We start from the raw sequence: 20,612 nt of genomic DNA on the forward strand, positions 1-20,612 counted from the left end.
TTACACAAAATAAATTGTTTATTAAAAATTAAATTCTACATTTGCGTATAATTAACGCAAACTAAAAAACTATGATACTAAATTTAGACCCAAAATTCGCCCCAGTTCTTAACCAGGAAGAAATTAAATTTCAAAGTTTTACATTTTCCGGAGGAGAACCACATATTAAAATCGATCCAAATTTTGATACAACTCAAAAGATAACCATCACACACCGATTAAATTCATTCAACGATTTGGGTTTATTGTGTATCACAGTAGATGCTTTGCGCAGAATGGATGTAAAAGTTATTGATCTTTTTATTCCGTATTTCCCGGCAGCACGACAAGATCGTGTTATGATAAAAGGAGAATCATTATCAGTAAAAGTATATGCAGATATTATAAACGGACTTCAGTTAAATAAAGTTTTTGTTTTTGATGCGCATTCAGAAGTTACTCCTGCATTAGTAAACAATTGCGAGGTTATTCCAAATCATACTTTTATTCAGGAAGTGTTAAAAGTAATTGGTCAAAACGTAAAATTGATTTCTCCGGATGGTGGTGCATTAAAGAAAATCTACAAAGTATCGGAGTTTTTAGGAGGCGTTGAGGTGGTAGAATGCAGCAAAAGCCGTGATGTAAAAACCGGAAAATTGTCTGGATTTAAAGTGTACGAAGACGATTTAAACGGAATGGATTGTTTAATTGTCGATGACATTTGCGACGGCGGAGGAACTTTCGTTGGATTAGCAGAAGAACTGAAAAAGAAAAACGCCGGAAAATTATACCTAGCCGTAAGCCACGGAATTTTCAATAAAGGATTTGAAGTTTTGAATTGTTTTGACAAAATATTTACGACGAATTCTGTAAAAGATTTCGAAGGAGAAAGTGTAGAAGTTATTAAAATTACTTTGTAAATAGGTTTCAAGTTTCAGGTTTCAAGTTGCCGCAGATACTGCGAAACCTAAACATAAAACAAGGAAAAGCTAAAAAAAACTATTAACCATTTCAATTTTAACATGCCAAGTTTCAAGTTGCTGCAGATAACGTGAAACCTGAAACAAAAAAACTTGAAACAAAAAAACAAACCCAATGAGCGACGATTTAAAACCAAGATTTATTGAGTCTTTAAAAAGAAACAATGATCAGATTAGAGAAGACAGAGCCAAAACAATTGGTGAAGATTCAGAGTTAATTTACAGACGTAGAGTTGAAGATATAGAATTAAAAATAAAGAGACTCGAAAGAGAGCAAGAAGGATTAATCGACATTAGTCCGCTGGATAAAAACAGTTTGACATTTGCTGATTTCCAACCGGAAGCCTTTGTTCAGAAAGACATGGAACTTTCGTTGACCATTAGAAATTTAAACATTCAGTTTGAAGTAACAAAAAAGAGATTCGAATATTTATTTGGTAAAACATTTTAGTTATGGGAGGTACAAGATACGATTTCGGTGCACGCGAAAGCAGAGCAAAAAAAGTAGGTTATGCTAGTAAATCAGCTAGCGAGATATTTACACAAAATGCGTTACGAATGGCGCATGAATCTATGAACCCAAATGGTGTGGTTTTTAGAGAAGCAAGAGATTCAGAAGTTCATCCAAATACAGTTCCAATTATTTTAGGTCTTGACGTTACAGGAAGTATGGGACACATTCCACATGAACTAATCAAAGAAGGTCTACCTAAACTAATGGGTGGAATCATTCAGGGAGGCGTTCCGGATCCGGCTCTTTTATTCTTAGGAATTGGCGATCATGAATGCGACAGATATCCGCTTCAGGTAGGACAATTTGAATCTGGAGATGAAGAACTAGACATGTGGTTGACTAGAACATACATCGAAGGCGGTGGTGGTGGAAACATGGGCGAAAGCTATTTATTAGCCTGGTATTTTGCAGCCTTTCATACCAAAACAGATGCTTTTGATAAAAGAGGCCAAAAAGGATTGTTGTTTACGGTTGGTGACGAACCAGGACTAAAAACACTTCCAGCTTCGGCCATAAAAGAAATTATGGGACAGGGACAACAGACATATACACATCTTGAGTTACTGGCAGAAGCGCAAAAAAAATACGATGTATATCACATAAGCGTACTGCATTCAGGTCAGGCAATTGATGCAGATGAAGAATGGAAAGCTTTGTTAGGACAAAACTGCCTTTCAATTGAAGACCATAGAGAAATTCCAAACGTAATTAAAAAAATCATCTGTGACAAACACAAAACGTCTGTTTCAGGTTTAGCAAAACCAGATTCAACTGCAACCACAGATAATTTAGACAACATAGAAATGCTTTAAAACTTTAAAACTTTGCGACTTTGCGACTTTTCGTGATAAGAAGATGATAAGAACGTGATTTTTTTAAGCAAAAAGCAAAGAGATAAGATATATAATTAAGAAATGAAAACAGCGAAAATAGTTATAGGTTTAGGATTTGGTGATGAGGGAAAAGGCATAACAACAGATTTTCTGGCAAAACAAAACCCTGAATCTATAGTTATTCGCTTTTCAGGAGGACAACAAGCCGCGCATACCGTTATGATCGGTGACAGAAAACACGTTCACTCAAGTTTTGCAAGTGGTGCACTTCGCGGTTTGCCGTCTTATTTTAGTGAACATTGCACTATTCACCCCGTTTTTTTAGTCAATGAAGCCGAAGAGTTAAAAGCGCAAAACGGAAGTTTAGAACTTTACATTCATCCGCTGGCAAAAATTACAACCCCTTTTGATGTCTGGCACAACAGAAGCAATGCCAAAAATATCGATCACGGAACTTGCGGAAAAGGCGTTGGCTCAACCATGAAGCGTAATGAAGGACCGTATAAATTATTTGCGATCGACTTGATAGCACCACGAGAAATGTTAATCGAAAAGTTGAGTAAAATCGCTTATTACTATGGTTTTTTAGATCCGCTTGAAGTCGATCATGAAGTAAGTCACTACATTGAAACGATCGAAAAAACAAAATGGAATATTTGCGATTACAGCTTTTTAGCAAAATACGATCATTTAATTTTTGAAGGAAGTCAGGGTATTTTACTGGATATGGATCACGGTGTATTTCCTAATGTAACGTATGCCAATACAACTTCAAAAAATGCTATCGAAATTTGTACTAAACTAAAAATCGAAGATGTTGAGGTTTATTACGTAACAAGAAGTTATGCAACTCGTCACGGTCACGGCTGGATGAGTAATGAAAGAGAATTAAAATTAAAAAATGACGAAGAAGAAACCTGTGTTTTTAATACCTATCAAAAACATTTGCGTTTTGGTGATCTTGATTATAAACTGCTGAATTATGCTTTAAAGCTAGATGCAGCTTACAGCCCGGGAGCAAAACGAAGTTTGGTTGTAACCTGTATGGATCAGCTGGAGAAAGATTATGATTTTGAGAAACTGACAACAGAGTTCAATGAGATTTACGGATCATTTTCACCCGATTCAAAAGATTTCAAACAGATTACTTCTTTGTTTCAATAAAGAAAAAAATGAAATACAATATAGATAACATAGCTCCGGAAAGTAAATTTTTATTTTTCTGGGGACATCAGCCCAATAAGGACGGAAAAATTTCTAAAACCTGTTTCAGTCAATGGTGGCTGAGCGGGTTCAAAGTAGATAAAGTAACCTACAAAACGGCGGAACACTGGATGATGGCAAAAAAAGCCGAATTGTTTCAGGATCACGAAACCTTAGAAAAAATACTGGATGCAGATTCTCCGGCAGAAGCTAAAAAGTTAGGTCGTGAAGTAAAAAACTACGATGATAAAGTATGGCTGGCAAACCGATACGAAATCGTAAAACAAGGAAATTATCATAAGTTCAGTCAAAACCGTGAACTACAAACGTTCCTCCTCAATACCAAAGATCGTGTTATTGTCGAAGCAAGTCCTGTAGACCCAATCTGGGGAATCGGAATGGCGAGTGATGATAAGGACGTTTTGAATGTAGCGAAATGGAAAGGTTTGAATCTTTTAGGATTTGCTTTAATGGAAGTTAGGGACGAATTACAATAATTGAATTATGGAAACAACAACATTATATCGACCTGTAGGATTGAAGGAAATGGAACTGATTGCGGAATCAGATTATACAAACTTTCCTCCAAGACTGGATTGGCAACCTATTTTTTATCCTGTAACGAATCAGCAATATGCAGAACAGATCGCTTTAGAATGGAACACTGTTGATGAGTTTTCGGGTTTTATTGGAATTGTAACTGCTTTTGAAGTTAAAACTGCTTTTTTAGATAAATATGATGTTCAAAATGTAGGAGATAGAAATCACAATGAACTTTGGATTCCATCTGAAGAGCTGGTTGATTTTAATTCTAATATCGTTGGACAAATTGAAATTGTAAAAGTATATTTTACTGATCGTTCATTATTAAGTTCTAATGATGACCTGAAAGTTAAATTAAATGAATTTAGAAAATGATTCTAGAACTTCTTAAAACTGATATAACCGAAATTAAGGTTGATGCAATTGTAAATGCTGCAAATACTTCTTTGCTTGGTGGCGGCGGTGTGGATGGAGCAATTCATCGTAAAGGAGGAAAAGAAATTTTAGAAGATTGTATCAAAATTCGTAACAGGCAAGGAGGGTGTAATACTGGTGAAGCAGTAATTACAACAGCAGGAAATCTTCCGGCAAAGTATGTCATTCATACCGTAGGACCAGTTTGGAATGGTGATAAAGAGGAAAAGTCAAAATTATTAGCACGTTGTTATGAGAATAGTTTAAACCTTGCTATTGAGAACGGAATCAAAACGATTGCTTTTCCAAATATCAGTACAGGAATTTACCATTTTCCAAAAGATAAAGCGGCACAAATTGCGATAAAAACAGTAAAAGATTTTGATAAAATTGCAGAAATAGAGAAAGTAATATTTGTCTGTTTTGATGATGAAAACTATCAAATCTACAAAGAGATTCTAGAAATAGAATAATAAAATATAAAGCATGCACAATTAGAACATTGTGTATTATGAAAAAGAATAGAAAAAATGAATGAAAATATAGCAAAAAGCGTCAGCAAGTTTTTAAGTCTGGTGCTTCGACATTCGCCTGAAAAAATCGGATTAAAATTAGACGAAAACGGTTGGGCAGATGTGGCAGAATTAATTGCAAAATGCAATAAAAAAGGGCAAAAGTTAAATCCAGAACTTTTAGATTACGTTGTAGAAAATAACGATAAAAAGCGTTTCGCTTATAGTGACGATAAAACTAAAATCCGTGCAAGTCAGGGACATTCTATTTCGGTAGAATTAAATTTAGCAGAAACAGAACCATTAGATTTTTTATACCACGGAACAGTTGGTAAATTCATGGAAAGCATAAGAAATGAAGGTTTGAAAAAAATGAGTCGTCAGCATGTGCATTTGAGTAAAGACAAGGAAACCGCGATAAAAGTAGGAAGTAGAAGAGGAGCTCCTCAAATATTAACCATTAGAAGTGGTGCCATGTTTAAGGATGGGTTTAAATTTTATTTATCCGATAATAATGTTTGGCTGACAGATGAAGTTCCGGCAAAATACATTGAATTTTAATCATGAAACGAACAATAGTTTTTGGAGATATTCACGGAGGGTTAAAAGCGCTGGTTCAATTATTAGAAGGCGTTACGCTGTCTGAAAATGACAGGTTGGTTTTCTTAGGCGATTATGTCGACGGTTGGAGCGAGTCAGCACAAGTTATTGATTTTCTTATAGCATTATCTCAAAAACATGAATGCATTTTTATAAAAGGAAATCATGATGTTTGGTGTCAGGAATGGCTGGAGAAAGATGTTGTAAATGAAATTTGGTTTTTACACGGCGGAAAATCAACTATCGAAAGTTATCAAAGCATTGCTAATACAACAAAACAAAAGCATCTTGATTTCTTTAATGCAATGAAAGATTATTTTGTTGATGAAAATAACAACCTCTATATTCATGCCGGTTTTTCATCCATGCATGGCCCATCGAAAGAACATTATCAAACTAATTTTTCATGGGACAGAACATTGTGGGAAATGGCTTTGACAATGGATAACCGAATCAAGAAAGATTCACTTTCTTATCCTAAAAGATTATTGCTCTTTAATGAAATTTATATCGGGCACACGCCAACACTTCATTACGATGTCGATGTTCCGATGCAAGGCTGTAATGTTTGGAATATTGATACCGGAGCAGGTTTCCATGGAAAGCTTTCCTGTATTGATGTAGAAACAAAAGTATTTTGGCAAAGTGATGTCGTACAGACATTGTATGAAAATGAAAAAGGAAGAAATAAGTAAGAAAATGAAAAACAAAATAGTATCTGGTTTATTTGGTGTCGGAATAGGTGATGCTTTAGGTGTTCCTGTTGAATTTAAATCAAGAGAATATTTAAAAGCAAATCCAGTTGTCGATATGATGGGTTTCATGTGCTGGCATCAGCCGCCAGGAACATTTAGCGACGATAGCTCCTTAGCTTTTTGTACTGCTGAAAGTTTATGCAAAGGTTTAGATGTAGAAGATATGGCTATAACTTTTGTAAAATGGATGCAGGAAGGATATTGGGGAGCTCATCATAAAGTATTTGATATTGGAGGAACTACAAGACATTCTTTAGCAAGAGTTGCAAAAGGAGAATCTGCTAGAAACTCGGGAAATTTTTTTGCTGAAGATAACGGCAATGGGTCATTAATGCGTATTTTGCCGTTGGTTTTTTATCTTCAAATAGAAAATGATATTGAGGTCATTTACTTAAAAGTAAAAGAAGTTTCGTCTATAACGCATGCACATTTTAGATCTGTATTTGCTTGTTTTATTTACGTAGTGTATTGTTTGGAAATCTTAAAAGATAAAGATAAATTCGAAGCTTATAAAGCAATGCAAATTATTGTTTCTAAGTTTCTGGACAGTAAAAGTTTTAATCCTGCAGAAATTGAATTATTCAAGCGTGTTTTAAAAAATGATATTTCAAGGTATGATGAAAACCAAATTGAATCTTCAGGTTATGTACTTCATAGTTTAGAAGCTAGTCTTTGGTGTTTTTTAAATTCGGATTCTTATGTAGAAACAGTTTTAAAAGCCGTTAATTTAGGTGGAGATACAGATACAACAGGAGCAATTGCAGGAGGATTGGCAGGAATTCATTACGGAATAGAAAACATCCCACAAAAGTGGATTGACAATTTAGTTAGAACAAACGATATAAAGGATTTAGCAGAACGATTATCAAAAAATATAAATTAAGGATTATGAACCCACTACTATTAACTGATGGTTACAAAGTTGACCACAGAAGACAATACCCGGATAAAACAACTTTAGTATATTCTAACTGGACGCCAAGAAAATCAAGAATCGAAGGTTTGGATGAGGTTGTGTTTTTTGGATTACAATATTTTATCAAAAAATATATCATTCATGATTTTGAAGAGTATTTTTTCAAAAAGCCAAAAGAAGAAGTTGTAAAAAAATATTCTCGCAGAATCAATAATTATTTGGGTGAAAACCAAGTGGGAACGAAACATATTGAAGATTTACACGATTTAGGATATATTCCAATGGTGTTTAAAGCTTTGCCGGAAGGCGTAAGTGTACCTTTAAAAGTACCAATGTTTACGATGTACAATACGATTCCGGAGTTTTTCTGGTTGACAAACTATTTCGAAACGTTACTTTCTGCTGTAGTTTGGTTGCCATGTAACTCAGCTACAATTGCAAAAGAATACAGAAAAGTTTTAGATAAGTATGCTGCTGAAACATCATCAGTTCCGGAATTTGTAGATTGGCAGGCGCATGATTTCTCAATGAGAGGAATGGGCGGAATCGAAGCAGCTATAACTTCTGCAGCGGGACATTTGTTGAGTTTTACAGGATCCGATACTATTCCGGTAATCGACTTCTTTGAAGAATACTACAATGCCAATTCAGATTCAGAGTTAATTGGTGGTTCTGTTGCAGCAACAGAGCATTCTGTAATGTGCATGGGAACAACAGAAGGGGAGTGCGAAACCTTCAAAAGATTAATTACAGAAGTTTACCCAAAAGGAATTGTTTCAATCGTTTCTGATACCTGGGATTTATGGAAAGTATTAACAGATTATTTACCACGTTTAAAAGAGGACATTGTAGCAAGAGAAGGAAAAGTTGTTATTCGTCCAGATAGTGGTGACCCGGTAGATATTATTTGCGGAAATCCTGATGGAAAAACAGAAGAAGAGAAAAAAGGGGTAATAGAGCTTCTTTGGGATGTTTTTGGAGGTACAGTTAACGCAAAAGGATTTAAAGAGCTTATTCCTCAAATTGGGGCTATTTACGGCGATAGTATTACAGTAGCGCGATCTGTTCAGATTTGTGAACGTTTAAAAGCAAAAGGTTTTGCCTCAACGAATGTAGTTCTTGGAATCGGATCTTTTACCTACCAATACAATACCCGAGATACTTTTGGATTCGCAATGAAAGCCACTTACGGAGAAGTTGATGGAGAAGGAAGAGCTATTTTCAAAGATCCAATCACAGACGACGGAACTAAAAAATCGGCTAAAGGTTTAATGAAAATCAATCTTGTTGATGGTGTGTACCAATTAACAGATAATGTTTCATGGGAGGAAGAAAAACAAGGTGAATTGAAAGAAGTTTTCAGAGACGGAAAACTTATAGTAGATCAGTCTTTAAGTGAAATTAGAGCAAGAATAAAAAGTTAGTCTATAACATTGTGTTATAAAGCAAAGCTCGAATTTTAAATTCGGGCTTTTTTTTGTTTGTCAATATAAATAGTAGATTGCTTAAAATTCTTAAGAGCCAGAGGCTCGGGTATATTGTAGGGCCGGATTTTAATCCGGTCTCACAAGCAAGTTACAGAAAAAGAGATCCATAGGATCGGTCTATATTCGTCAACATTGCGTAAAAAGATCGGTCGTTCCTATGGAACTTTAGCTATGATCGTAATTTTAATCAACGTACTAAAATCCGTTGCTACAAAATAGATCGTTCCTACGGAACAAATTTATTATTTTAGAGAGATCAGTAAATAATTTACAACAATCGAAATTAATACATAATTATTTTTGATGATCGTGTTCTTTCTTTTTTACTTTTTATAAAAATTATTGTGATCTATATAATCCCAAACCTTAGCAGGTAAAAGCGGTTGAATATTTTTACCCTGTTTAATGCTGTTTCGGATAAAAGTAGATGATATTTCTACAATTGGCGCATCAATGATATGCACTTTTGGATGCGATTTCAATTCCAGATTTTCTTCTTCCTCAGAAATACGCGGATAAACATAAATGTCATATTGATCCAGAATAACTTCGTAGTTTTTCCATTTATGAAGCGTTTTCAGATTGTCTTCACCCATGATTAAGGAAAAAGCGTGCGTTGGATATTTTTCCTGTAAATGAACCAGCGTATTCACCGTATAATTAGGCTGTGGTAATTTGAATTCGATATCAGAAGGTTTGATTTTTGGATAATCTTCCGTTGCCAAAAACACCATTTCCAAACGTTGATGATCTTCTAATAAAGTACTTTTCTTTTTTAACGGATTATGAGGCGTAACAACCATCCAGATCTGATCTAAGTCAGCAAACTCAGCCATGTGATTGGCAATAATTAAATGACCAACATGAATGGGGTTATACGTTCCGAAATAAAGGCCTATTTTCATTTTTTTAGAACTTAGTTTTTAGTACTTAGATTTTTAGTTCTTAGTACCTAGTTTTAGTGCTTAGATTTTAGTCTTTTAGATTTTTGCAAAAACTATTTATCATTTTGCTTTCCTCTTCAATTAAGAACATAATCTCATTAAATAGATTCTTGTCAGTGATAAATTCTAATTCTTTTGCAATAATTAATTGTGTTTCTATCTCATTTAAAGAACCTCTGGAAATATTCAAAAAATGACCAAATGATTTATTCGTTTGACGTCCAAAACCTTCTGCAATATTAGAAGGAACTGATACGCTTGCTCTTTTTAATTGGCTTGTTAAAGCATATATTTCGTCTTTGGGAAAACTATGTGTGAGTTTATAAACTAAAACAACGATTCTAATTCCTTTTTGCCAAATAAGTAAGTCTTTGTATGATTTAATACCAGCCATGTAAATTTTGTAATAAGATTTTCGATCGAACTAAGAACTAAAACGCTAGATTTAAAACTTAGTACTAAACACTAGGTACTAACTACTAAGTACTAAAAAAACTAATTCGAAACAAACTCCTTCACTAACTGATATGCTTCTTCTTTTGCAGTATCTAAATCGTAATTCTTTATGATCGTATCAAATTGTGGCGCGGTGGCTAATTCAACAGAAGCCTTTGCGATTCGCATGTTGATTTTGTCATCACTTTCAGTTGAGCGCTGTTTTAGTCGGCGTTTTAGTTCGTCAACACTTGGTGGTTTTACAAAAACGGCAAGCGTTTGTTCCGGAAATTTATGTTTGATACGTAACCCTCCGGCAACGTCAATATCAAAAATAACATTTTTACCTAAAGCCCAGATTCTTTCAATTTCAGATTTTAAAGTACCGTAAAAATTATCGCGGTATACTTCTTCCCATTCCAGGAAATCCTCTGCTTTAATATGTTTTTTAAATTCTTCAAGCGAAATAAAATAATAATCCTTTCCGTGCTCTTCTTCTCCACGTCGATCGCGCGATGCCGCTGAGATCGAAAATTCTAAATTTAAATCTTCTTTACCAAGTAAGTGTCTTACTATAGTTGTCTTACCTGATCCGGAAGGAGCCGAGAAAACAATTAATTTTCCTTTGTTCATTATGTATGCTTTTGGCTTTCGGCAGTACGCTTTAAGCTTTTAATTTGTATGTTGTTTAGCGTCAAGTCGCTGGTTTTATTATAGCTTTTTGTAAATTGTTGAACAGCCTTCATCGCAAATTAATTGGTATTCTTTTGTTAAAGGTGTTAAAGATATTTCTTCCGAATTCCATTTATTGCTCCGACAGAAATAAAAAAATTCTTCATTAGGAAAAACAATATGAAGACTGTCTCCTAACATCTCATATTTTCCTTTGTTTTGACGATGATCAATAACTATATTATCTTCTTCAAAAATAATTTCATCTCCATTTTCTATTTTACTATGAATTTTTGTTGCGCCATTACTTCCTATTGACTCTATTGCCTTCCATTTTCCAATTATAGTAAATTCTTTTTTGCAGTATACAAAGCTTGTAATAAGAATTATAAGACAAAGTAGGAGAAGTGTTTTTTTCATGTTTAAAAATGAAACTTATAAAACATTTAAAACCTGTTCTTTAATCTTTTCTAGTTCATCTTTCATCATAACGACCAATTTCTGCATTTGAGCGTGATTTGATTTTGACCCCATAGTGTTAATCTCGCGACCCATTTCCTGAGTGATAAAGCCCAGTTTTCGACCATTTGCTTCTTTTCCTTTAATGGTTTCCAAGAAATAGTCTAAATGATTCGTTAAACGTACTTTTTCTTCTGTAATATCAAGTTTTTCAAGATAATAAATCAATTCCTGTTCAAAACGATTTTCATCTACATTTACTTTTAATTCAGATATGGCTGTTTGTAAGCGGTCTTTTATAGCTTGAACGCGTTCTGGATCAAGAGCCAGTGCATCGTTCATATATTGGCGAATGTTTCCAATTCTAAGGTTGAATTCTTTTTCAAGAGATTCACCTTCATCTTTTCTAAAAGTTAAGATGTTTTGCAGCGCTTCCTCGATGATAACCTGAATTTGTTCCCAGTCATTTTCATCGATTTCTTCGCGTTCCGTTTTTAAAGTATCTGGCATTCGGATCGCCATTTTCATCAATTCAGTTTCATCAGCACCAGGATATACTTCTCTAAGTTGCGTGATGTAATTTTTTACGACAGGAACATTTACTTTAGTCGAAGTCTGTTCAGCAGTGCTTTCTATGTAAATCGCAAAATCAACTTTTCCTCTTTCCAGCTTAGTCGAGATTAGCGTTCTTAAGCCTAGTTCCATTTCACGATAAAGAGAAGGCATTCTTACGTTTAAGTCAAGACCTTTACTATTTAAAGATTTTACTTCAACGGTAATTTTTTTTGTAGGCAATTGCAAAGAAGCTTTGCCAAACCCTGTCATAGATTGTATCATGTAATTGAGTATAAAGGCGCAAAGATACTAAAAAATTCAAAGTGACAGTTTCTAGTTTTTTATAGCCAAAAAATTAATTTTTATTTTTGTTTGGGCGTTTTCGCCGCGGCGAACAAGCTATTCGCTCTCAATCTTTTTTTGAGCAGAAAAAGCTCAAAAAAAGGATTTCCGCTACTATCCCTAACGCGAACCCCGGACTCTTCAAATCTTATTTTTCTAAAGCTTTCATAACTTGTAGTGTAACAGGTTGTGTGTTTCCGATATAAATTTTTTCATCAATAATAAATACAGGACGACTTAAAAAAGTATAATGTTCTAAGATGTATTTTTTATAGTCAGCTTCCGTCAACGATTTGTTTTTTAAATCCATAGACTTGTACAATTGCGCTTTTTTACTGAAAAGAGCTTCATAACTACCGGAAAGTTTATACATCTCTTCTAGTTCCGCTTCTGTAATCGGATTTTGCTTAATATCGTGAAATACTAAATTATTGTCTTTCGGTAAACTTTTGATGATTTTTCTGCAAGTATCGCAAGACGCCAGGTAATATATCTTATTCATTGGTTCTGATTTGTTTGAACTACAAAGAAAATCCATTTGATATAAAAATTGCTTAATTTTATTAAAAAAATAATAATTATGAGTTCAGTTTTTAAAGTACAGCGTACTATTAGAGAAATCTTTTTAAAGATTTTAGAAAATCATTCATTAGAGCAGTTGAATAAAATTCCCGAAGGATTTAGCAATAACATCATTTGGAATGCCGCACATTGTATAGCAGCGCAACAAGCTTTAGTGTATAAACTTTCAGGTTTGACGCCAATGGTTTCTGAAGACTTTATGAATAAATACAAAAAAGGAACCAAACCCGAAGGTGATGTATCACAAGCAGAAGTAGATGAAGTAAAAGCATTACTTTCTTCTACTTTGCAGCAAACAGAGCAGGATTATAGCAATTCCGTTTTTACTAATTATATGGCATATACAACAAGCATGGGTAATGAACTTACCAATGTTGAAGAAGCATTAGATTTTGTCAATTATCATGAAGGCATGCATACCGGAATTGTAATGAGCATTAGAAAGTTTGTTTAAAAATTAAACCCCGCAATTGCGGGGTTCTTTTTTATTCTACAATAGTTTCTATTGTTACTTTCATGGCGCCGGCGCCTTTCTGTTTGGTGATATCCATAAACGCTCGTTTAGAAAGATCTAATTCGCGTGTTTTTACGAATGGACCACGATCTGTTATTTTTACAATTACAAATTTTCCGTTTGCTTCATTGGTCACTTTGATTCGGGTTCCAAAAGGAAGCTTTTTGTGTGCTGCGGTATATTTGTTATTGTCGAATCGGCTTCCGTTAGCTGTTTTTCTTCCTGTAAACTTATCAGCGTAGTAAGAGGCGTGTGCATTCTTTTTGTAAGGTCTTAATTTTAAGCCTTTATCCGTAAAGATTGAATCAGCTACTTTAGGTTGTAAAAGAGATTTATTTTTTACCGTATCCTGAATGATTTTAGGCGGGTCTATTGCGGGTTTGCTTTGACTTATAACATAAGTAAAAGAACTTAAAAAGGAAATTGCAAGTAGAGAGACTGTAATGTTTTTTTTAATTCTCATGGGTTATTGTTTTTCAGACTTGGGGAGTTTGTACAAATAATATGCCGAGATAAAAAAAGCCCTTTTAGGGCTTTAATTGATTGGTTTTACAACCAAAGGTTCCACGGGATTCTACTTAAGATAAGTAATAATCCTAATCCGTAAAAAATAGCAAACGTTTTAAACTTTGCCTGGCTATTGATTAATTTTTTATGTTTTGACCATCCGATAGTAATCAAAACTATAGCTATAATATTAACAAGAGGGTGTTCTAGAGATGTAAGTCTAAGTGCTGCATTAGACATTTGTCCAAAAGCATCTTTTCCAAGAGGAGATACAAAGTAAAGGATTAAGCCAACCAATAATTGAGTATGTGTTCCTATTAAAGCAAATAAGGAAATTTTACGGTCTTTAGCAGTAAATTCTTTTTTTGAAGTTAATCCAATTATGGCATTTACAACCGCAACTACTAAAAGTAATAGTGCTAAATAAGCCCAGCCAGAATGAAATTTTTGTAAAAAATGGTACATAAATATTGTTTTTGTTAAAACAAATATAACAAAAAAGGGTATAAAAAAAACGACATTAAACTTAAAAGTCAATGTCGTTTTTATTATTTATTTTGGTTCTTATTAGAAGTTGTAACGTAAACTAAAGTTCCAAGTTCTACCAAGACCGAAGAAACCGTTGTTTGCAGTATTTACTCCTCTGTAGTTAACTGAAGTTCCAGTTACTGCAGTGTTAGAAGTTAATTCAGATAAGTATACTTCATCAAATACGTTATTCACGTTTACTCTGAATCCAACTGAATCATGTTTTGCTTTTCCAATAAACAATTTATAAGAAACACCAGCATCTAATAAATCGTAGTTTGGTAATTTAATATTACTTTTTACAGCACCAGCATTAGCATACAATTTGTCATAGTATCTCCAGTCAGAATCTACAGAAAGATTTTTAACGATTTCGTATTTGAAACCTAATCCGTAAGTTACCTGAGCTGCATCACCAACTTTTCCTCCATCAACATCAACTACTGCTACATCTAAAGTTTGTAAGCTTTCGTCTCTTTTAGTAGTTCTTGATTCACCTTGGTATTCGTAGTTTCCAACAGAAACAAATCCAGTTACATCAAGTTTAGCAATTGGTTTTGCTACTAAATCTAATTCAAGACCTTGGTGAAGTTGAGAAACACCTTCGTTAGTTGTAAAGATTAAATCTCCAGCATTTAAAACTGTGCTTCCAACAATTTGTCCTTGAGTTGCAGTATTACTTGTTGTAGTAACTCTGTCTTTCCAAGAAGTTCTGTATGCGTTAAGGCTTGCAGTTATTAATTTAGAAGTAAATGTATAACCAGCTTCTAAACCTAGAATTTTTTCATTCTCAGTAAGTGGGTTAACAGCATTTGTAAAGTTTAAGTAAACATTGTCATGGTATGGTTGACGGTTGTAGTAACCAGCATTAGCATATATTGCGTGATTTTCAGCAAATTTGTAGCTAGTACCAGCTTTTACGTTGTAACCAACATTGTTAACTTTGTCAGATTTTTGAAATTCAGATAAATAATCGAATCTATCTGTTCTTTGGTGAGATTGGTTAGAAAGAGATCCTTGGAAGAAAGCAGAAAAACTTTCTGTAGAATACTCTAATTGGCTAAATACACCTCCGTAAGAGATAGTTTCTCCGTAATCGTAATCAATTCTTTGATCTTGTCCAAGAGTCTTGAAAGTCGCTGGCCACGGTCTTGCTTTTGCAGATTCTGTAACTGTAGTGCTTGCAGAAGTACCACTTCCTAAGTCATTATTACCTTTAAGCTCTCTAGTATCTGTCCAGCTTGATAATCCCATAAAGTCAGAAACTTGTCTGAAGTGAGTTCCTTTGTAAGATCTTAAATCTAAACCAACATTTAAAGATAAATTATCAGTTAATTGATTTTTTAAGTTAGATACAGCACCGTACCAAGCGTGGTTATTTACACTTGATCTAATTACGGCTGCTTGATTTGTACTTCTTCCATCACCTCTTCCAGCACCGTCAACAATAGCTTGGTTGCTAGCATATAGAGCATCAAAATTTACTTGACCACCAGCTGGAGTAGCTGCTGAAGCTGGTTTAGTTCCGTAGCTTCCAGTTCCTCCACCACGTCCCCAAGATCCGTAAAGAACTGTAGAAAGTTGTGTTTTGTCGCTGATATCGTAATCCCAGTTTAAGTTAGCAACTGGTTTGTGGTAATAATTAGTTCTTTCAGATTTGTATTGTCCGTCCTGAGTTCCCCAGTTATTGTTGTATTTTCTTCCGTATTTCAAATATGAATCGATCGATTTTGTAAAGTTTTGATCGTGCCATTGTGGAGCTCCTGTTAATAAGAAGTTGAAGCTGTGTTTGTCGTTAGCTTTGTATCCAACTGAAATAAAGTAAGTTTGACCTTCACCTTTTGTTCCGTCGTTGTATCCATCACCTTGCCAGTGAGAAAGCATAACGCTTGTTCCCCATCCGCTTTTGCTCATACCAGTGTTATAAGCTACTGTAGATTTAAAAAAGTTATCGTTAGCAACACCTAAAGAAACAAAACCACCTTCGTTTTTGTCAGTAGCTTTAGTGATAAAGTTTACTGTACCTCCAACTGAAGAGATTGCTAATTTAGAAGATCCTAAACCTCTTTGAATTTGAACAGCATTTGCAATGTCAGACATACCAGACCAGTTAGACCAGTACATTTTACCATCTTCCATACCGTTAATTGGCTGACCGTTTAATAAGAATGCAGTATTGTCCTGAGCGAAACCACGTACTGAAATTCTTGAGTCACCATATCCTCCTGCTTGTCCTGCAACATATACAGATGGTGTGTTAACCATAGTTTGTGTGATGTCAGAAGTTCCAATTTTTGCTTGGATTTCTGTAGCTTTAATTGTAGAAACAGCGATAGGCGTTTTTCTGTCTTTCGCTAAATCGATAATTCCTTTACCCATAACTACAATCTCTTCTAATGTATTAGAATCTGCGTTTAGAGCAATTGTTCCTAAATCAATAGTTCCTCCGCTTGTAACAGAAAAAGGAATTGTTTTAGTTTCGTATCCTAAGTACGATACAACAACTTGTCCAGCCAATACTGATGTAGAGATAGTGAATTTACCATCAAAATCACTTGACCCAGCGTCAGCTGATCCTTTTACAGCTGCGTTAGCACCTGGTAAAGAATTAGAACCATCGGTAATGACACCAATAATTTTACTTTGAGAAAATGCGGTTGAAACTACCATAAATAGCAGTCCCGTGAGTAACCAATTTTTCATTGTCTTCATTTGTTTTATTTAGTTTATTGTTTTTGGCAAAATTATAACAAATAAATCAGTTAATGTTATCATAATGTTAACAAAGGGAAGATTTATTTTATTCGTTGCATATTTATACGTTTTTTTCTTTTTATATTGTGTAAAAACGTTATTTTTTGAATTTAAGTATTGATATTTTGTTAAAAACGTAATCATTCTATTTATGTTGTAACTATAACCGTTCAAAAAAGGTCATTTTTCTCAGTCCAATTTACTTTTTTGCATAAAAAAACGTCTTAATTCGCACTGAATTAAGACGTTCTGATTTGATAACGTAATGGGTTAAAGTCTTTATTTATTTTTAAGGAAATGATTCAATAAAAACGATGTGGAGCTATCATGATTTTTAACTGTTTCTGATTTTATTTCGTCTAAAATAGAATTGGCTAATTGTTTTCCTAATTCAACTCCCCATTGGTCATAGCTAAAGATATTCCAAATTATTCCCTGAACAAAAATCTTGTGTTCGTATAAGGCAATAAGGGAACCTAAAGATTTTGGAGTTAATTTTTGAACCAAAATAGTATTTGTTGGTTTATTTCCTGTAAATACTTTAAATGGTAACAAGTACGATGCTTTTTCAGCGTTAAGTCCTTGTTTGTCAAATTCTGCCTGAACTTGTGCTGCCGTTTTACCGTTCATTAAAGCTTCTGTTTGAGCAAAAAAGTTTGACATCAATTTATCATGATGGTCTTCATTTCCATATAATGGTTTGATGAAGCCAATAAAATCTGTTGGAATCAATTTTGTTCCTTGGTGAATCAATTGAAAAAAGGCATGTTGCGAATTGGTTCCCGGCTCTCCCCAAATAATTGTTCCTGTTTGGTAATTAACTGGTTTTCCGTCGCGACCAACACTTTTTCCATTACTTTCCATAGTAGCTTGCTGCAAATATGGAGCTAGTTTTTGTAAATATTGTGTGTATGGAATCAAAGCTTCACTTTCCGCACCAAAGAAATTGTTGTACCAAATGCTTAATAAAGCTAATGTTACCGGAATGTTTTGATCAAAATCTGCTGATTTGAAATGATCGTCCATTTCATTTGCTCCAACTAATAATTGGTTGTAATTGTCAAAGCCAATTGCCAAAGCAATACTTAAACCTACGGCACTCCATAAAGAGAAACGTCCGCCAACCCAATCCCACATTGGGAAAATGTTGTCAGCATTGATCCCAAATTCAGTTACTTTCTGAATGTTTGTTGAAACCGCTACGAAGTGTTTTGCAATATCTTCTTGTGAAGCTGATTTTAGAAACCATTCTTTTATCGTTTCAGAGTTTGATAAAGTTTCCTGCGTTGTAAAAGTCTTAGAAACAATTAAAAAAAGCGTTGTTTCCGGATTCAGTTTTTTAATCACTTCATTCACATGATCACCATCTACGTTAGAAACGAAATGAACATTCAAATGGTTTTTATAAAATTGCAATGCTTCAACAGCCATTGCAGGTCCAAGATCAGATCCTCCAATACCAATGTTTACAATATCGGTAAACGCTTTTCCTGTAAAACCTTTTCTGTCTCCTGAAATAACTTCTGAAGTGAATTTTTTTATTTTGTTTTTTACTTCATAAACTTCAGGAATAACATTTTCTCCGTCAACTTTAATAACAGCAGCTTCAGATGCGCGTAAGGCAGTATGCAAAACTGCTCTGTTTTCTGTTTGGTTAATAATTTCACCATTGAAGTAATCAGCGATTGCATTTTTTAATCCAATTGAATTTGCCAATTCCAGTAAAAGAGAAATTGTTTCTTTGGTAATATTGTTTTTAGAATAATCTACTAAAAAGTCATTCCATTGTAAATTGAAATTTTCAACGCGAGTAGCATCTTGTTGAAATAATTCCTGTATCGTAGATGATTGAATTGCGTTATAGTGGTTTTGTAGATTTTTCCACGCTTCAGTCCCGGTTGGGTTTGTTGTGTTTAAAGCCATTATCTATTTGAATTGAAATTTTGGTTATGTATAAAACACAAAAATACTCAAATTACTTTGAATAGGGCGCGGCTTCACGATTTTATAACAATAAAGAATACTAAATCGATGTATTATTACAAGGTATTATTTGAGGTGCATTTATAATTTATCCCGCTACAGCAAATCTTATATAATTCAGTTTGTTTTTGCTGAATTTAAATTGCCAGTTGTAGCTGTATTCACTTTCAGATTGATAATCGGTATATACATCAAAGCCTTCAATAATTTCTGAGTGCGTCATGTAGTTGTACGAAATGGTTATTTCATCATTTTCGATATAAATCATATAAACGATCTGTACAAAGCCATTGTCTACATTTACTTTATGAGTTCCTTTGTTTTTATAATAATGAATATCGTCCAGGTTTATTTTGCTGAAAACCTCTTTTAGTAATTTTTGCTCGTAATTGTTTTCGCTTTGTTCGTAAACAAAATTATAAGTTGCTTTTAATGCATCTGTTTTATTTTCATTTACCAGCGTTTTAAAATTTTTAAGCTGAACAATCATTTCTTTTTTTTGATCTTCTAAAATCTTTTCAGCTTCCTTCAAAAATGCAATATTCTTTTTTTCAATATCGTTTAAAACTACTTTTTTGTTGTCCTGAATTGACTTGTACCAGCTTTTAGAGTCAAAATATTCCTGAAATCTGGAGTTATCAAATTCATAGCCATTTCTTGCGTAAATTTCATTTCGTAACAAACGAATCTTATCAGCATTTAAATCTTTTACATCAGCCGCTTTGATTAATTGCGTTTTACAGGAAGCACAACTATTTAAAGCCTGACCAAATGAAGTTTGCAAAAACAGCAAAATGATTAAAGTTGAAATTATTCTCATTACTATGTATTTTAGATTTTAGATTTGGCTTATTTAGTAATTTATTGAATGCGTAGACTGCACAAGAAAGATTCCAGATCATTCAATCTAAAATCTGCAATCTAAAATCTTACTTAAAAAGTATTGTAATTAAAAAATAGTGCGGAATTTTAAAATGTTCTCCCAGTTTTTCCGGCTTAACATTTGATTGAACAACTTCGCAGTAAGAACTGTTACCGTTGTCAAGTTTCGTAGGGGTTATAATGGCAAGAATAGCCGTTTCTTGTGTAGGGTCAAGAAATAATTCTTTTTTACTTCCGAAAAAATCTTTCAAAGCATAATTATCAGCATTGTCTTTTAAGTCGAAATAGGATTTTTTACTACTGAAACGCGAACAAGCAATTTGTGCTTTTAATTTACCGTCAGTCATTTTAAATAAAAAATTCAAAGATTCTTTATTTCCTTTTATTTTAAAATAATCTCCTTCAAATCCGTCAAAAAGAACTGATTTGTTAACGAGTTTACCATCTGTAAATTCTTGTATGTTGATTAAATATTGTTTGCCTTTAAGATCTTTTGCTTCAAAATCGAGTTGTTCAATATTGATGTTTTCAAAATCAAGAATCTTTTGAGTTTCCTGATTTGAACTTCCATAGTATGAAGTTAGTTTAATATTGCCCTGTCCAAAAGAAAAGTTTACCACTAAAATAAGAAGCAGTACAAGGTTTTTAAATTTCATGGAATTGGTTGGTTTTTGGTTAGATAGGTTTTTTGTTGTTCAATCTAAAATCTGCAATCTAAA

General features: G+C 33.8%; 24 protein-coding genes. 12 read left to right on the forward strand and 12 right to left on the reverse strand.

Features of this window, described 5'->3' with window-relative positions; translation table 11 throughout:
• Positions 1-71 precede the first annotated feature (71 nt).
• The 11 genes from prs to B0A66_RS04310 all read left to right on the forward strand — a co-directional run bounded on the left by prs (position 72) and on the right by B0A66_RS04310 (position 8,673).
• Entirely contained in the window at positions 72-899 is an 828-nt protein-coding gene (gene prs, locus B0A66_RS04260; protein ID WP_089048605.1) for a ribose-phosphate diphosphokinase, read from the forward strand.
• A 175-nt stretch (positions 900-1,074) separates the two neighbouring features.
• On the forward strand, positions 1,075-1,410 hold the full coding sequence (locus B0A66_RS04265; protein WP_031455095.1) for a hypothetical protein: 336 nt from the start codon (positions 1,075-1,077) through the stop codon (positions 1,408-1,410).
• A 2-nt stretch (positions 1,411-1,412) separates the two neighbouring features.
• Positions 1,413-2,285 carry a hypothetical protein gene (locus B0A66_RS04270; protein WP_089048606.1) on the forward strand — a complete coding sequence of 291 codons (873 nt, stop codon included), beginning with the start codon at positions 1,413-1,415 and terminating at the stop codon, positions 2,283-2,285.
• A gap of 102 nt (positions 2,286-2,387) precedes the next feature.
• Positions 2,388-3,470: an adenylosuccinate synthetase gene (locus B0A66_RS04275; protein ID WP_089048607.1), complete on the forward strand. Its 1,083-nt coding sequence runs from the start codon at positions 2,388-2,390 to the stop codon at positions 3,468-3,470.
• Between the two features lie 8 nt (positions 3,471-3,478).
• Positions 3,479-4,006: an NADAR family protein gene (locus tag B0A66_RS04280; RefSeq protein ID WP_089048608.1), complete on the forward strand. Its 528-nt coding sequence runs from the start codon at positions 3,479-3,481 to the stop codon at positions 4,004-4,006.
• Positions 4,007-4,013: 7 nt separating this feature from the next.
• Positions 4,014-4,427, forward strand: a complete 414-nt coding sequence (locus tag B0A66_RS04285; RefSeq protein ID WP_089048609.1) for an ADP-ribosylation/crystallin J1 — start codon at positions 4,014-4,016, stop codon at positions 4,425-4,427.
• Positions 4,424-4,939, forward strand: a complete 516-nt coding sequence (locus B0A66_RS04290; RefSeq protein WP_089048610.1) for an O-acetyl-ADP-ribose deacetylase — start codon at positions 4,424-4,426, stop codon at positions 4,937-4,939. Before B0A66_RS04285 ends, B0A66_RS04290 begins: the two co-directional genes overlap by 4 nt.
• A gap of 57 nt (positions 4,940-4,996) precedes the next feature.
• A complete protein-coding gene (locus tag B0A66_RS04295; protein WP_089048611.1) occupies positions 4,997-5,539 on the forward strand; it encodes an RNA 2'-phosphotransferase in 543 nt (180 codons plus the stop codon).
• A 2-nt stretch (positions 5,540-5,541) separates the two neighbouring features.
• On the forward strand, positions 5,542-6,273 hold the full coding sequence (locus B0A66_RS04300) for a metallophosphoesterase family protein (protein WP_089048612.1): 732 nt from the start codon (positions 5,542-5,544) through the stop codon (positions 6,271-6,273).
• A gap of 4 nt (positions 6,274-6,277) precedes the next feature.
• A complete protein-coding gene (locus tag B0A66_RS04305; RefSeq protein ID WP_089048675.1) occupies positions 6,278-7,216 on the forward strand; it encodes an ADP-ribosylglycohydrolase family protein in 939 nt (312 codons plus the stop codon).
• 5 nt (positions 7,217-7,221) lie between these two features.
• Positions 7,222-8,673 carry a nicotinate phosphoribosyltransferase gene (locus tag B0A66_RS04310; protein WP_089048613.1) on the forward strand — a complete coding sequence of 484 codons (1,452 nt, stop codon included), beginning with the start codon at positions 7,222-7,224 and terminating at the stop codon, positions 8,671-8,673.
• A 386-nt stretch (positions 8,674-9,059) separates the two neighbouring features.
• Here B0A66_RS04310 and nadD read toward each other — a convergent pair whose 3' ends face one another.
• The 6 genes from nadD to B0A66_RS04340 all read right to left on the reverse strand — a co-directional run bounded on the left by nadD (position 9,060) and on the right by B0A66_RS04340 (position 12,645).
• Positions 9,060-9,641 carry a nicotinate (nicotinamide) nucleotide adenylyltransferase gene (gene nadD, locus B0A66_RS04315; RefSeq protein ID WP_089048614.1) on the reverse strand — a complete coding sequence of 194 codons (582 nt, stop codon included), beginning with the start codon at positions 9,639-9,641 and terminating at the stop codon, positions 9,060-9,062.
• Positions 9,642-9,708: 67 nt separating this feature from the next.
• The gene (locus B0A66_RS04320; protein WP_089048615.1) at positions 9,709-10,074 is read right to left on the reverse strand and encodes a four helix bundle protein; all 366 of its coding nucleotides are present in this window, start codon (positions 10,072-10,074) and stop codon (positions 9,709-9,711) included.
• 101 nt (positions 10,075-10,175) lie between these two features.
• Positions 10,176-10,748, reverse strand: a complete 573-nt coding sequence (gene gmk / locus B0A66_RS04325; protein ID WP_089048616.1) for a guanylate kinase — start codon at positions 10,746-10,748, stop codon at positions 10,176-10,178.
• A gap of 78 nt (positions 10,749-10,826) precedes the next feature.
• Positions 10,827-11,207, reverse strand: coding sequence for a hypothetical protein (locus tag B0A66_RS04330; protein WP_089048617.1), 381 nt, complete (start codon positions 11,205-11,207; stop codon positions 10,827-10,829).
• A 15-nt stretch (positions 11,208-11,222) separates the two neighbouring features.
• Positions 11,223-12,083 carry a YicC/YloC family endoribonuclease gene (locus B0A66_RS04335; RefSeq protein WP_089048618.1) on the reverse strand — a complete coding sequence of 287 codons (861 nt, stop codon included), beginning with the start codon at positions 12,081-12,083 and terminating at the stop codon, positions 11,223-11,225.
• Between the two features lie 208 nt (positions 12,084-12,291).
• Positions 12,292-12,645, reverse strand: coding sequence for an arsenate reductase family protein (locus B0A66_RS04340; protein ID WP_089048619.1), 354 nt, complete (start codon positions 12,643-12,645; stop codon positions 12,292-12,294).
• 78 nt (positions 12,646-12,723) lie between these two features.
• On the opposite strand from B0A66_RS04340, the gene B0A66_RS04345 reads away from it, so the two are divergent.
• Entirely contained in the window at positions 12,724-13,179 is a 456-nt protein-coding gene (locus B0A66_RS04345) for a DinB family protein (protein ID WP_089048620.1), read from the forward strand.
• Positions 13,180-13,210: 31 nt separating this feature from the next.
• Here B0A66_RS04345 and B0A66_RS04350 read toward each other — a convergent pair whose 3' ends face one another.
• The 6 genes from B0A66_RS04350 to B0A66_RS04375 form a co-directional block, all read right to left on the reverse strand.
• Positions 13,211-13,702 (reverse strand): septal ring lytic transglycosylase RlpA family protein, encoded by a 492-nt coding sequence (locus B0A66_RS04350; protein WP_089048621.1) that lies wholly within the window; start codon positions 13,700-13,702, stop codon positions 13,211-13,213.
• 86 nt (positions 13,703-13,788) lie between these two features.
• Complete coding sequence (locus B0A66_RS04355) at positions 13,789-14,211, reverse strand: hypothetical protein (RefSeq protein ID WP_089048622.1); 423 nt, start codon at positions 14,209-14,211, stop codon at positions 13,789-13,791.
• 102 nt (positions 14,212-14,313) lie between these two features.
• Positions 14,314-16,977, reverse strand: coding sequence for a TonB-dependent receptor (locus B0A66_RS04360; protein ID WP_317044355.1), 2,664 nt, complete (start codon positions 16,975-16,977; stop codon positions 14,314-14,316).
• Positions 16,978-17,307: 330 nt separating this feature from the next.
• Positions 17,308-18,951 (reverse strand): glucose-6-phosphate isomerase, encoded by a 1,644-nt coding sequence (pgi, locus tag B0A66_RS04365; protein WP_089048624.1) that lies wholly within the window; start codon positions 18,949-18,951, stop codon positions 17,308-17,310.
• Positions 18,952-19,099: 148 nt separating this feature from the next.
• On the reverse strand, positions 19,100-19,831 hold the full coding sequence (locus B0A66_RS04370; RefSeq protein ID WP_089048625.1) for a YARHG domain-containing protein: 732 nt from the start codon (positions 19,829-19,831) through the stop codon (positions 19,100-19,102).
• A gap of 109 nt (positions 19,832-19,940) precedes the next feature.
• Positions 19,941-20,549, reverse strand: a complete 609-nt coding sequence (locus B0A66_RS04375) for a hypothetical protein (protein WP_089048626.1) — start codon at positions 20,547-20,549, stop codon at positions 19,941-19,943.
• Positions 20,550-20,612 lie beyond the last annotated feature (63 nt).

It is taken from the genome of Flavobacterium hercynium (assembly GCF_002217285.1).
Classification (GTDB): Bacteria; Bacteroidota; Bacteroidia; order Flavobacteriales; family Flavobacteriaceae; genus Flavobacterium; species Flavobacterium hercynium.